12 protein-coding genes are annotated in these 13,621 nt (G+C 70.4%); 6 read left to right on the top strand and 6 right to left on the bottom strand.

The genetic code is table 11. The features are described 5' to 3' along the window. Positions 1–277: 277 nt before the first annotated feature. Entirely contained in the window at positions 278–946 is a 669-nt protein-coding gene (locus DP107_RS15940) for a DUF7344 domain-containing protein (protein ID WP_144263129.1), read from the bottom strand. Between the two features lie 277 nt (positions 947–1,223). Here DP107_RS15940 and DP107_RS15935 point away from each other — a divergent pair, with 277 nt between their 5' ends. Next, positions 1,224–2,162 carry a hypothetical protein gene (locus tag DP107_RS15935; protein WP_144263128.1) on the top strand — a complete coding sequence of 313 codons (939 nt, stop codon included), beginning with the start codon at positions 1,224–1,226 and terminating at the stop codon, positions 2,160–2,162. Between the two features lie 182 nt (positions 2,163–2,344). Here DP107_RS15935 and DP107_RS15930 read toward each other — a convergent pair whose 3' ends face one another. After that, positions 2,345–2,977, bottom strand: a complete 633-nt coding sequence (locus DP107_RS15930) for an NUDIX hydrolase (protein WP_144263127.1) — start codon at positions 2,975–2,977, stop codon at positions 2,345–2,347. 143 nt (positions 2,978–3,120) lie between these two features. Here DP107_RS15930 and DP107_RS15925 point away from each other — a divergent pair, with 143 nt between their 5' ends. Then, positions 3,121–4,563 carry an arylsulfotransferase family protein gene (locus DP107_RS15925; RefSeq protein ID WP_144263126.1) on the top strand — a complete coding sequence of 481 codons (1,443 nt, stop codon included), beginning with the start codon at positions 3,121–3,123 and terminating at the stop codon, positions 4,561–4,563. Positions 4,564–5,022: 459 nt separating this feature from the next. On the opposite strand, the gene DP107_RS15920 is transcribed toward DP107_RS15925, so the two are convergent. Then, a complete protein-coding gene (locus DP107_RS15920) occupies positions 5,023–6,378 on the bottom strand; it encodes an aryl-sulfate sulfotransferase (protein ID WP_144263125.1) in 1,356 nt (451 codons plus the stop codon). A 65-nt stretch (positions 6,379–6,443) separates the two neighbouring features. Next, positions 6,444–7,274: a DUF5781 family protein gene (locus tag DP107_RS15915; protein ID WP_144263124.1), complete on the bottom strand. Its 831-nt coding sequence runs from the start codon at positions 7,272–7,274 to the stop codon at positions 6,444–6,446. Positions 7,275–7,405: 131 nt separating this feature from the next. On the opposite strand from DP107_RS15915, the gene DP107_RS20550 reads away from it, so the two are divergent. Both DP107_RS20550 and DP107_RS15905 read left to right on the top strand, forming a co-directional pair. After that, positions 7,406–8,272 (top strand): J domain-containing protein, encoded by an 867-nt coding sequence (locus DP107_RS20550; protein WP_144263123.1) that lies wholly within the window; start codon positions 7,406–7,408, stop codon positions 8,270–8,272. 119 nt (positions 8,273–8,391) lie between these two features. Beyond that, positions 8,392–10,578 (top strand): elongation factor EF-2, encoded by a 2,187-nt coding sequence (locus DP107_RS15905; protein ID WP_144263122.1) that lies wholly within the window; start codon positions 8,392–8,394, stop codon positions 10,576–10,578. A 704-nt stretch (positions 10,579–11,282) separates the two neighbouring features. Here DP107_RS15905 and DP107_RS15900 read toward each other — a convergent pair. After that, complete coding sequence (locus tag DP107_RS15900; protein WP_144263121.1) at positions 11,283–11,507, bottom strand: hypothetical protein; 225 nt, start codon at positions 11,505–11,507, stop codon at positions 11,283–11,285. A gap of 162 nt (positions 11,508–11,669) precedes the next feature. Further along, complete coding sequence (locus DP107_RS21170) at positions 11,670–11,804, bottom strand: hypothetical protein (protein ID WP_272949854.1); 135 nt, start codon at positions 11,802–11,804, stop codon at positions 11,670–11,672. Positions 11,805–12,001: 197 nt separating this feature from the next. Here DP107_RS21170 and DP107_RS15895 point away from each other — a divergent pair, with 197 nt between their 5' ends. After that, positions 12,002–12,529, top strand: coding sequence for an amino acid-binding protein (locus DP107_RS15895; RefSeq protein ID WP_144263120.1), 528 nt, complete (start codon positions 12,002–12,004; stop codon positions 12,527–12,529). Next, on the top strand, positions 12,526–13,476 hold the full coding sequence (locus tag DP107_RS15890) for a homoserine dehydrogenase (RefSeq protein WP_144263119.1): 951 nt from the start codon (positions 12,526–12,528) through the stop codon (positions 13,474–13,476). Before DP107_RS15895 ends, DP107_RS15890 begins: the two co-directional genes overlap by 4 nt. Positions 13,477–13,621 lie beyond the last annotated feature (145 nt).

Genomic DNA, 13,621 nt, shown 5'->3' with positions numbered 1-13,621 from the left:
ACACGCCGGGGTGGGAGTCGAACGGTGACTCGACGTGCTCACCTCGACGCCGCGCTCCCGGACGTACGGGATGAGTCCCGACGTCCCTGCTCCTGCATCACACGCCCGGAACGGGTACGGTCGGGAGGAGCCACGAGGTGTTCGAACCCGGCGGCCGCCTCCCCGGCGTGGACAGCGACGAACCGAACGCCCCGTCCACCCGGCCCGCTGGCTCCGCCGCGTTCGTGCGGGGCACGCACGGCTCCTGCGGGAACGACACGGCGGGTCGCCGCGGTTCTCAGTCGCCGTCGGCGTCGGCCGCGGCCCCGGACCGCATCACCTCCGGCGGCGGCCCGTCGCACCCGAGCCGCATCCGGGTCCGCATGTCGTACAGGAACACGAGCGAGGAGACGAGGAAGCCGACCGCGACCCCGACACCCCAGACGGCGCCCATCTCGACCTGTGGCAGGAAGCCGGTCCCGGCCCCCAGCACCGCGAAGATGCCGAGCACCGAGAGCAGGATGAAGTACGCCGCCCAGGGCACCTCACCTCCCGTCACCGCCTCCAGATAGAGGTCCACGTCGCGTCCGGCGTCGGTCAGGCGTACCGTCCCGCGGTTCGCGTCGTAGTCGACCAGTGCCGCGTCGTCCAGCCGCGGCACGTGGTGCTGATACAGCGAGTTGTGGACGGTCTTGCGCTCGTCGTAGTCCAGGGCCTCCGGTTCGACCCCCTTCTCCCAGGCGGCGACCCACCGCGACAGCTCCCCCATCCCGACCCGCTCGCCGGGGCGTTGCTTCAGGTAGTGGATCGCGAACCGGCGCCGTCGGTTGCTCAATAGGTCGAACAGTTCGTCGTGGTCGATATCGGTTCGTCCCCTGTCCTCGCCCGGTGCTCCCAGTGCGTCGTCGGCCGGGCCCTCCGGACCCGCCGACCCGCTCTTCCCGTCGGTGTTCGATGCCGCACACATCCGTCAGTTCCCCGTGGCATGTACTCTCATAGCGCCTATTATTATCCACGGTTCCCGGTAACTATTCGTCGCCCACCGGCACCGGCACGCGCCGGGTGCGCTAATCACCCGTTAATGGCTCTCGCCCTCGCCCGTCGGCCGACCGGTACCGTCGTCGGGGCGGACCTGGCCCCGTTTACGCCGCCGAAACGGCCCCCATGTGTCCGGGTTGGTGTGTGTATACTAAGAAGGGCACCAAGCACACCGGTGAGTGAGTGCATCCGGCACTCAGTCATCGATGAACCGACGGAAATACATCGCGGCGCTGGGGTCGGTCGCGGCCGGGAGTGCCTTCGCGATCGGATCCAGTGCGAGCATCGACATCTGGGCGGATCGAGAGACAAGCATCGACGTCGTGCGGGATACCGACGGCCTCATCTCGTTCTCGACCGAGGGGAGCGAGAACAGCCAGTTCGCAACGACCGACGGGGGGACCCTGGGTATCGACCTCTCCCGGGCCAGCGACGCCGAGGGGGTCACCGGGTTCAACGTCGGCGCTCGAACGACGATCGACGACATCTTCCGTATCCGGAATCAGGCCGGCAGCGACCAAGTCGTCTGGATCAAGGACACCACCGACGACGGCAACGACCTGCTCGGTGACGAGGGGCCGCTCCATTTCTTCCGTGGGCCGCTTCGGATCACCAGCACGGAGAACGGGGCCTTAGGTGCTAGACGGCGCGTATTCAGCCAGATCGACCCGGTTCCCGGCACACCCGATGCACAGCAACGGCTGACCATCACCGGACTGGTACCCGCACAGGCGAACATCAGCCCGGATCCAAGCAACACGCAGCGACAGGCGTGGATCAATCAGGGACACCCAGTCACCGTGGTCAAGGCCGACGGACCGGCCATCACGGATGAGTTCCGGACCAACCGATTCAATAATCCGACGGACTCGAACAACGTCTTCCTCGATAGGGGTGTGGTCGTGGGTAACAGCCAGGGTCGGTACTTCCTCGAACCGGGCGAGGAGATGGTCGTCGGCATCGACGCGGATTTCAGGGGATTCAGCCTCGATGGTGACGACGACCTCGTCGGCCCGGACGGCACGTCGTACACCGACCCGCTGCCCGATGAAATCCAGATCGTGAGCCGGGGTCCTGATGACGCACGCAACCTTGCGACGGGGGACACCGAGTTCAACACCGTGCCCGGGACCGACGAGGAATAACACCGGAACAGTCGAAAGCGAGGGTCCGAGTTCCCCACACTCCTCTCCTCCGTCGTCGGAGCGTCCCGCCGAACGCCTGACGATCCGACTGGCAGACTTGGATAACGCCCCCGGCTTCCATCGGCTGGTTGGCACACGGCAAACAGTCATCGGAGGCTTGCTATCAGCCGCCGAGGTTCGCCTCAGACCGGGAACTCGGCGTCCGGTTCGACCTCCCGGTCGGGTTCGGGCGGCATCTCCCAGCCGACGGCGAGTTCGAGGAACTGCACCAGCATCCGGGCGGTGGCGCCCCAGACGGTGTAGCCGTCGACGCGGAAGTAGTGGAGCCGGATGTCGCCGTAGTGGGGGTGGTCGCGGCGCTCGGAGTCGTAGTTGGCGCGGTCAGTGAGGTCGGCGACGGACAGCGCCGCGACCGCCGCCACCTCGCGGGTGTCGCGTGGCTCGTACGGGCCGTTCGGGACGCGTGCGACGTACGGCCGGACGGCGTACTCCGTGACGGTGCGGATGTCGTCCAGCCGGCCGACCACGTCGGCGCCGTCGGGGTCGACGCCGACCTCCTCGTTGGCCTCGCGCAGCGCCGTCCCCTGCAGGTCGTGGTCGAACGTCTCGCGGCCGCCGCCGGGGAAGCTCATCTGGCCGGCGTGTTCGCCGAGGTCGTCCTGGCGCTTGATGAAGAGGACGTGCGGGTCCTCGGGCGGCGCCCCGTGGGGCCACGACCCGTTCCCGGGGTCGACGACCGCGACCAGCACGCCGGCCTCGCGCTCCTCGTCGGTGACGGGGACGGGGTCGTGTCGCGCGACCCGCGACAGTTGCATATCCGTCCGTAGCACACCGGCGCTCTTAACGCCCTCGGCGATGGCAACTGCGGGTCCCGTCGTGCCACCGCGGCAGCCGGGTGACCCGGCCATCGGGCGTGCGGAACCACAAGAGACAGATAGGGGCCACCACACGCGCCGGTATGGATTCGTCGGTCCCCGACCGTCTCCGCGGCCGCCTGACCGGGGCGCGCCGTCGGCTCGCCGAGTCCCGGGCCTGGCGCGCCCGGGCCGTCCTCGCGGTCGTCTGCCTCCTCCTGCTCGCCCCGACGGTCGTCTCCGCGGCCTCGGACCCCGGCACGCGGCTCGGTCCCGGCACGGTCGACCGGCCCGCCGAGGAGACCACCTACGTCTCCGTCCAGGGGTTCCACTTCAAGGGCGTCGGCAACGCGAAGAAACCAGCCCGGGTCGTGGCCGCGGACGGCGACGCCGACGGCGAGGAACTCATCTCCGGCGTCGACAACGACCTGCCGGTGCAGGCGCGCTGGTTCTACGACGCCGACCCGCTGCCGAACGGGAACCTGCTGGTCACCTCCACCAACCCCTCCGGCACGGTCGTCTTCTCCTACGACCCCGACACCGACGAGGTGGCGTGGTCCGAGCGGTTCGACTTCACCGACACCCACGACGTCGACCGCATCAACGGCGACCAACTGCTCGTCGCCAACATGCGCGAGTACGAGGACGGCGTCGCGAACGACCGGGTGCTGGTCTACGACCGCGGGAACGAGTCGGTCGTCTGGGAGTGGCGGTTCCGCGACCACTACGCCAACGACACGGAGGGCGGGTTCAACACGGACTGGACTCACGTCAACGACGTCGACAAGGTCGGCGACGGCCGCTACCTGGTCTCGCCACGCAACTTCGACCAGGTCATCGTCATCAACCGCTCCACGGACGAGATCGAGTACCGGCTCGGCAGCGACGGGAACCACTCCCGGCTGTTCGAGCAGCATAATCCCGACTTCTTCCTCGACGAGTCGGGTACGCCCACCGTCCTGGTGGCGGACTCGGAGAACGACCGCGTCGTCGAGTACGCCCACCGGAACGGCTCCTGGGAGCGGGTCTGGAGCGTCGGCGGCTTCAACTGGCCGCGCGACGCCGACCGACTGCCCAACGGGAACACGCTCGTGACGGACTCGCTCAACCACCGCGCCGTCGAGGTCACGCCGCAGGGGGAGATCGTCTGGGAGTTCTACGCCGCGTGGGCGCCGTACGACGCCGAGCGAGGTGCGCCGGGGTCGAACGGCCCCTCGATGGCCGCGCTCGGCGAGGCCGGCAGCCACACCGTGACCGGCGGCGCCGGCACCGGCCCCGCCTCCCAGGAGACGTTCCCGGACTGGCTCCGCCGCAACACCGCCGACACGCCCGTCGCGTCACTCGGCGCGGAAGTCGCCGCCAGTTACAGCCACGTCACGCCCTTCCTCCGCCCCGTCTGGATGTCCTCGTGGGCGCTGCTCGGGGTGTTCCTGCTCGTCCCGCTGTTGCTGGCCTGGGGCGCCGGCGAGGTCGTCTACCAGCGCCGGCGCATCCTGGAGGCCGTCCAGGGACTCTCCTCAGGTGGGACCCCCGAGGAACGTCTCTGACCCGTAATCTGCATACGTTCCACATAAGTATTTTACTGGGGAATATAGACCACTGAAGGCCCGTATCGGTGATAAGGTACTGGAATAGCTCGGGAATCTGCCCTCTACCTGACCGCGATAACGGCGGTCCCTGGGCCCTCGCGCTCGCCCTCCGGGGGCCTCGATCCCCCGCTGTCCGCCTCACCGCGTCCGGTCCCCCTCGACCCCGCCCGGGCCGGGTTTCGGATCGAGCGCGCTCGGGCGTGACGGTTCCAGCGGAGCGGGATGACCCCACCTCGCGGTCCCTGATGATGGACCCAGCCGAGCGGACGACCGCTCGTCGGCCCGGAGTGGGGGCCTCGGGGATGCCCCTGCTACCGCCGCTATCCTCGGGACGCGGGGGAATCCCGGGGCCGTATCTGTCGCCGTCGTCGCGGCACACGCCCGTCTCCCTCGTGATACCGTCCCCGCCCCGAACCGCTATCCCCGGAGTCGGTAAGCGACGCCGACCGCCAGCAGCAGTCCCAGCACGACGAGTACGACCGGGACGCTGCCGGCTCGCTCGGTGAGGCCCCGGACCGCGCCGCCGGACCCGAGGAGGGTTCCCCGGCCGGCTACCTCGTCGAGCGTCTCGGCGCACTCCTCCTGCCGGGCGAGGCCCAGATCCGCGTCGCCGGTGGGGCGGTGGCGCCCGCTCGCGCCCTGGTCGGCGATGGTCGGGCCGCCGTCCTCGTTCCCGTCGGGGACCCGGGCGACGTCGTACACCAGCCAGGGGGCGTACACCTCCCAGACGACCTCGCCCTCGGGAGTCACCTCCAGCACCCGGTGGTTCCGGGAGTCGGCGACGAGCGTGTTGCCGTTCGCGAGGCGGTCGGCGTCGCGGGGCCAGTCGAACGACGCGTCGCTCCCGAGCGTCCAGACACGCTCCCAGGCGCCGCCCGGCCCGGCAGTGCCCGCGGTGGCGTTGGCCCCCTCGCGGAGTTCGTACTCGACGACGCGGTCGTTCTCCGAGTCGACGACCAGCAGTGTCGGGCGGCCGTCCTCGCTCGTGAGGAGTTGCGGGTTGTGCTGCTCGTACAGCGTCGAGCGGTCGCCGTCACGGCCCAGTCGGAGGTCGATGTCGCCGGTCGACCGGTTCACGAGGATCACCTCGTCGAGGTTGCGGGGGGAGGCCAGGAACGCCTCGCCGCCCCGAACGGGGTCGATGTCGTTGACGTGAGTCCAGTCGTCGCCGTAATTCCCGCCGGCGCCCGGCGGGTAGCGGGGGTCGAACCGCCACTCCCACTCCGTCTCGCCCGTCGTCCGGTTGTAGATCAGCAGTCGGTCGTCGTTCGTGCCGTTCGCCGGGTCGGCGTTGCGCATGTTGGCGATGGCGATGCGCTCGTCGTCCAGCAGGTCCGCGTCGTGGGTGTCGAGGAGGTCGAGCGTCTCGGCACAGACGACCGACTGGTCGGTCGGGTCGAACCGCACGAACCGCGTCATCCCCTCGCCGTCGACGCGGGTCGTCGCGGTGAGGAACAGGTCCCCGTTCTCCAGCGGGTCGACGTCGTACGACCAGACGACGTCGTCGGGTTCGTACACCCAGCGGATGTTGCCGCGGGGGCCGAACGCGACCAGCCGGGCGGTGGTCTTCCCCACCTCGGGCTGGAAGCGGGCGCCCTGGACGCTGACGACGGTGATGCCGTCTGCGGGCTCGGTCACCGTTCCGGCGCAGACGCCGAGCTCCGGGGGCGTCGTCGCGTTGGTAGCGGCCGTCCCGTCGTGGGCGCCACCGAGGGCCGTCGCGGGCCCGGCGACGAGACAGAGGGCGAGCAGGACGGCGACGGGACGGAACACACCACCACGTCACGACAGGCCAGTAGAAACGTCTTCTCCTGCGCTGGCTCCGGGTCCCGCTGCGATCAGTCGGCGGCCGAGGCGGCACCGCCGGCGTACTCGCGGGTGATGTCGACCAGGGCCTTCCGGTACTCCGAGTCGCCGGGGTCGTCCGCCAGCGTCCGGAAGTGCGATTTGAAACTGGCCAGCGACACGTCCGGGGCGTCGGCCGCGGCGGCCCCGGCGAGGTCGTACAGCCGGTGGTCCGTCGAGAGCAGGTTGTGGCGCTCGCACAGCGCCAGCGCGAACGCGGCGTTGACCGCGGTGATGTCGGGGTCCGAGGCGGGGGTGAGCCGCTGCCACCCGCCCTCCGACGCGGCCGCGGTCGCCGCGGTGCCGTCGCGACCGGCACCGGTGGTCCCGGGCTGCCAGCCGCCGCGCGCACCGGCCTCGGCCGGACGGTCCGCCACGGCCGTCGCCAGCGACGACTCCAGGAAGGAGACCAGCTTGTCCGCCGGGCCGACGTCGAGCGTGATGTCGTCGGCGTAGACATCCTTCATGTGGTTGGCGATCTGGTAGCAGTGGGTGAGCTTGCGCCGTTCGACGGAGCACCCGGCCAGCGCGAGGAACAGCGCCTCCTCCATCGACTGCGTGTGGGAGGGGTGGGACTCCTCGTAGCGGAGCATATGCGAGAACTCGTGCAGGGCGAGTTCCCGGGCCATCGCCCCGCGGGCGGCCTGCTCGCTCATCACGAGGACGTGGCGCTCGTCGTCGTAGTGGCCGGTGAGGGTCCGCTCGTCCGGGTCGGTCCGGACCTCGACCTCGACCGGCCACGCGAGGTCGTGCTCCGTCTCGAAGAGGTCCCGGGCCGAGAGGAACGGGTCGGCCGGGCCGCGACCCTGTACACGAAGGTCCATGTGTACCGTCGACACGGGGGCGGCGCGTTTGAGGCTTACCCTCCCGGCGACGCCCGCCGCCCGCAAGCGCCGGTCTGACGGCCGTCGCCCGGGGCGAGAGTTTTACAACGCGGGGAGCCCTCCGTTCCGCCGTGGACACCGGATGGCTCCTCGTCGGGGGTGCCGGCGTCGCCGGCGGCCTCGCACTCGTGCTGGTCGGGGCCGGTATCGCGACGGCCCCCCTGCTCCTCCCGGTCGGCGCCCTGCTGGCGGTCGTCGCCTACCTGGCGTGGGCCGCGGGCACCTCACATATCGTCGCCTCCGTCTACGACGGCGTCGACGACCCGGGCCGGAGCACCGCCGACGGCCGGACCGGCCGGCCTGAGGACCGGGTCGATCCGGACGGGAACTGGCGGAGCACCGCGGCCGACGGCGGACGAACGGCCGGTCCCGACGCCGGAGCGACGGGCGGCGTCGGCGGTCCCGGCGCGGGTGCCGGCCTCGGCCCCGACGACGAGCCCATCTGGGACGCGACCGAACGGGACCGGGCGGGCGGCTGGGACGACTGGGAGGCCCACTGGGAGTGGAGTGACCGGCACTGGAACGAGTTCCGGCGCGGGCACGACGGCGACCGAACCGGCAACACGGGCTCGACGGGACGCGGCGGCCGCGGTCAGGGCCGGAGCGGTCGTCGGACGACCCGGGGAGACGACGGCCGGACGGGCGACCGTGGTGGCCGCCGCCGGGAGCGAACCGACACTGGGAGCCGACAGCGCGCGCACGAGGGCGAGTCGTCGCGGCGGCGCCGGCGCGGGGACCGGCGGCGGGGGCGCACCCGGCGTCGTGACGGGCAGGCCCGGCGGGCCCGTGACCTGCTCGAGGTCGACCCGGATGCCTCCGAGGAGACGCTCCGGACGGCCTACCGCGAGCGGGTGAAGGAGGTCCACCCGGACCGGGGTGGCGACCCCGAACAGTTCAAGCGGGTGCAGTGGGCCTACGAGTACCTCTCCGAGGGCTGAGACGCTGGCCGGGACGCCGCGACGAACCCGCCGCCGCGTGTCCCCCTCGCCCGCCCGAACGCGGGGCCGCACGGTGAAACACTACCCTTTTCACGGTCCTGCCGGTACTCATGCGCATAATGGGCCGACGCAAGAAAATCGTACAGGAGTGCGAGAAACTGATGGACCGGCCGGAGCAGATCCGGAACATCGCCATCGCCGCACACGTCGATCACGGGAAGACCACGCTGACTGACAACCTGCTCGCCGGGGCGGGTATGATCGGCCAGGAGAGCGCCGGCGAACAGCTCGCCATGGACACGGAGGAGGACGAGCAGGAGCGGGGCATCACCATCGACGCGGCCAACGTCTCGATGACTCACGAGTACGAGGAGAAGAACCACCTCATCAACCTCATCGACACGCCGGGTCACGTCGACTTCGGCGGCGACGTGACTCGCGCGATGCGGGCCGTCGACGGTGCGCTCGTGGTGGTCGACGCCGTCGAGGGCGCCATGCCCCAGACGGAGACGGTGCTGCGGCAGGCGCTCCGCGAGGGGGTCAAGCCCGCGCTATTCATCAACAAGGTCGACCGTCTCATCTCCGAGCTCCAGGAGGGGCCCGAGGAGATGCAGCAGCGTCTCCAGAAGGTCATCCGCGACGTGAACGAGCTCATTCGCGGCATGACCGAGGAGATGGACGACATCGACGACTGGACCGTCTCCATCCAGGAGGGCACCGTCGGCATGGGGTCGGCGCTGTACAAGTGGGGTATCTCCTTCCCGTCGATGCAGCGCACCGGGATGGACTTCGGCGACATCATCGATATGGAGCGCGCCGACAAGCGCCAGGAGCTCCACGAGCGGACGCCGCTCTCGGACGTCGTCCTCGACATGGTCTGCGAGCACTTCCCGAACCCCATCGACGCACAGCCCCGCCGCATCCCGCGGGTCTGGCGTGGCGACGCCGACTCCGAGGTCGCCGAGCAGATGCAGCTGGTCGACGACGACGGCGAGGTCGTCCTGATGGTCACCGACATCGGTGTCGACCCGCACGCCGGCGAGATCGCCGCCGGCCGCGTCTTCTCGGGCACCATCGAGAAGGGTCAGGAGCTGTACGTCTCCGGCACTGCGGGCAGGAACCGCGTCCAGAGCGTCGGCATCTACATGGGTGGCGAACGTGAGGAGGTCGACCGCGTTCCCGCCGGCAACATCGCCGCAGTGACGGGGCTGAAGGACGCCATCGCCGGCTCCACCGTCTCCTCCATCGAGATGACCCCGTTCGAGTCCATCGAGCACATCTCGGAGCCGGTCATCACGAAGTCCGTCGAGGCCAAGAACATGGACGACCTCCCGAAGCTCATCGAGACGCTCCGGCAGGTCTCCAAGGAGGACCCCACCATCCGCATCGAGATCAACGAGGACACCGGCGAGCATCTCATCTCGGGGCAGGGTGAGCTCCACCTTGAGGTCATCACCCAGCGCATCGAGCGCAACCAGGGCATCCCGGTCACGACCGGTGAGCCCATCGTCGTCTACCGCGAGGCGCCGACCCAGGGTACCGAGCAGGTCGAGGGTATCTCGCCGAACCGTCACAACCGCTTCTACGTCTCGCTGGAACCGCTCGACCAGGAGATCATCGACGTGCTGAAGAAGGGCGAGGCGACCATGGACATGCCCGAGCTGGAGCGCCGTGAGGCGCTGCAGGAGGCCGGCATGGACAAGGAGACCTCCCAGAACGTGGAGCACGTCTTCGGCTCCAACATCTTCATCGACGACACGAAGGGTGTCCAGCAGCTCAACGAGACGATGGAGCTCGTCCTCGAAGGCTTCGAGGAGGCGCTGGAGGACGGCCCGCTGGCGGCCGAACCCGTCGAGGGGGCGCTCCTGCGGCTCCACGACGCCCGGCTCCACGAGGACGCCATCCACCGCGGCCCCGCGCAGGTCATCCCCGCCGTCCGGGACGCGGTCCACCGCTCGCTCATCCACGGCGAGGTGCGGCTCCTCGAGCCGATCCAGAACGTCCGTATCGACGTGCCCAACGAGCACATGGGTGCCGCCTCCGGCGAGATCCAGGGCCGCCGTGGCCGCGTCGACGACATGTACCAGGAGGGCGACCTCATGGTCGTCGAGGGCATCGCGCCCGTCGACGAGATGATCGGCTTCTCCAGCGACATCCGGAGCGCCACGGAGGGCCGTGCCTCCTGGAACACGGAGAACGCCGGCTTCCGCGTCCTCGCGGACAACCTCCAGCCCGACATCATCACGGAGATCCGCGAGCGCAAGGGGATGAAGACGGAGCTGCCCCAGTCGATCGACTACTTCTAGGAACGCGAGCTTCTTGCTGCGGCGGGTTTCCTCGGCGAGCGCCTGACGGCGCTCGCCCGCGGGCTCCGCTCGCGACCCACTCCTCGCGAAAACGTTCGGAGAAACTCTACTGGCCTCCGCGCCCTGCGGGCGCTCCGGCCGGTTTCTCCGAGGATCTCCGATCCTCGGGAGGAGGAGCCGGCTCCGCCGTCTCGAGCCCGACTACGCTCGCGCGGATGCGGTGTCCCATACGACGACCCGGAAGTCCCACCACAGCGCCGCGAGCAGGAGCGGAACGGCCAGCAGGAGTTGCGTCCGGGTCGAGCGTGGCGAACTGCGCGTCGGCGAGGTGGCCGACGAGGCCGAACAGGGGCGATGCGGCGAGGCCGAACTGCACCATCGACACCGCCGCGTCCGAGAGCAGCCGGTCCGGACCGAGGCTCAGGGGTCAGGATTCCAGGACGGACGCGACCGCCAGCGCTACCCCGACGCCGGGACCCCCGTTCGTCGCCGACTGGACGGCGGTGACGACGGCGGCCAACAGCGGCAGTACGGCGCGCCGGGTTCGATATCGATGGTACTGCCGGCGGCGAACAGTACGGTCGCGAGTGCCCTGAAGGCCGCCGAGCGTCGTCGCGACACGCCCGGCGCCGCGGTCGTCAGTGGATCCGTCACAGCCTGGCACCCGGGTGGTGGAAGAGCCCCTGCGGTGGTCGCCGTGCGGGTCAGAACGGCAGGTACCGGTCGTAGAGCTCGTCGAACTGCTCGTTGTACTCCCGGCCGGTCTCGACGCTGACGCCCCACGGGTGCCGCGAGAAGTAGAAGGCGGCCGCGGCGGCGACCCCGACGCTGGTGGCGGCCTGCGGCGCGGCGATGCTCAGCGCGAACGCGACGCTGCCGGCGAGGAGTCCCGCAAGCAGGATATCGACGATCTGGTGGGCGGTGGACATACCGACCGGTTCGAGGGGGTCCGGCAACGGGATTGCGGTTCTGGGTCGGTGTGCGGTTCCCGGGAATCCCGGACGGGCCAGGACCGAACACCCGCATCTCGAGGATACTCGGGATATCCAGGACGCCGCCGCCGTAACGGGGATATACCGGCCGTCGTCGGGCTACGTGCGGCGGCGGAGGAGCACCGCGGCCACGACCACCACCAGCGTCCCGATGAGGCCGACACCGGGGTCCGGACTGGTGACGCTGGAGGCGCCGGCGACGGTCGTGGGTGTCGGCGTCGGGGGGTGTGTCACGCCACGACCGAGTCGCCGGGTCGACTTGATACTGCGGGGCCGCTGCGCGGCCGGGCAGGTCGGTTGCCGGGTTCCGGGGGGCTTATCACCGGCCGTGCCGGGTATCCGGTCATGCAATCGAATCGTCGAGCGCGGGCCGGCGGCCGCGTTGGCGACGGCCCGTGGCTCCGCCGGTGCGGCGCCCCAGGGGTGGTCGCGTGAGCGAGTCCGACGTCCGTTCGTACACCGTCCGCCTCGAGCTGCAGGACGAGCCCGGCGAGCTGCTGCGGGCGCTGGAACCCATCGCCGACAACGGCGGGAACCTCCTCTCCATCTTCCACGAGCGGGGGAACGTCACGCCGCGCGGGCACATCCCCGTCGAGGTGGACATGGAGGCCACGCCGGAGCGGTTCGAGGGGATCGTCGAGGCGTTGCGCGACGCCGGGGTGAACGTCATCCGGGCTGGCAGCGAACAGTACAGCGAGGAGCTGGTGGTCCTGCTGGTCGGCCACCTCGTCGACACCGACCTGTCGGATACGCTGTCCCGCATCGAGGACTGCGGTAACGCCTCCATCGACGACGTGGCGCTGTCGGCTCCGGACGGGACGGACGAACTCTCCTCGGCCCGGGTACGGATGGATACCCACGCCGGGGCCGTCGAGGAGACGCTGGCGACGGTGCGGGCGGTCGCCGACCGGAAGGGACTGCACGTGGTCGAGCCGCTCGCGGAGGGTGGTGACGCGTGAAGCTCGCCGTCATGGGTGCCGGGGCGGTCGGCCGGTCGGTCGCGAAGCTGGCGGGCGAGTACGGCCACACCGTGACCGCGCTGGCCGACTCGTCGGGCGCGGTCGTCGACGCCGACGGCATCGACGTGGCGGCCGTCCTGGCGCGCAAGCGGGGTTCGGGCACGGTCGGCGACGCCGAGGTCGCGACGGCGCTCGACGCGCCCTACGACGCGCTCGTGGAGGCCACGCCGACGACGCTCTCCGACGCCCAGCCCGGCTTCGGTCACGTCGAGGCCGCGCTGGAACGGGACCGCCACGTCGTGCTCGCGAACAAGGGCCCGGTGGCCGAGCGCTACGACGAGGTCCGGGCGCTGGCGGCCGACTCCCGCGGCGAGGTGCTGTTTGAGGCCGCGGTCGCGGGCGCCATCCCGACGCTGTCGACCATCGACTCGCTCGGCCCCGAGCGCGTCCGCGCGGTCCGGGGGGTCCTCAACGGGACCGCGAACTTCGTCCTCTCCCGGATGGCCGCCGAGGGGCTCGACTACGAGCACGTCCTGGCCGAGGCCCAGGACCTCGGGGTCGCGGAGGCCGACCCCTCCTTCGACGTGGAGGGGACCGACGCCGCCCTGAAATGCGTCATCCTCGCGAACGTTCTCTACGACGGGGGCTACACCCTCGCCGACGCCGAGGTCGAGGGCATCCGGTCCATCCCGGGGAGCGCTCTCGAACTCGCCGCCGAGGACGGTCGCACGGTCCGGCTCATCGGCGAGGTCAGCGACGGGTCCGTCCGGGTCGGGCCGCGGCTGGTGCCCGAGAACGGCACCCTCGCGGTCACCGGGACGACCAACATCGTCCAGCTGGAGACCGAACACGCCGGCCAGCTGAACATCTCCGGTGCGGGCGCGGGCGGCCCCGAAACCGCGAGCGCGGTGCTGGCCGACGTGGGCCGACTGCCGCCGGTGGACTAGCGGGAGGAATCGTTCTTCTGCGCCGCCGGCCGGGCCTCCATGGCCGGCCGGATCTGTCCGGACTGCAACGTGGCCCCCGAACCGGTGGACCACGTCCCGGACCACCGGGGCAACGGCATCCATACCGACGACCCGGAGAACGACG

It is taken from the genome of Haloglomus irregulare (assembly GCF_007421925.1).
Lineage (GTDB): Archaea > Halobacteriota > Halobacteria > Halobacteriales > Haloarculaceae > Haloglomus > Haloglomus irregulare.
The sequence above is the reverse complement of the archived record's forward strand: the minus strand, read 5'-3'. Positions and strand labels throughout refer to the sequence as shown.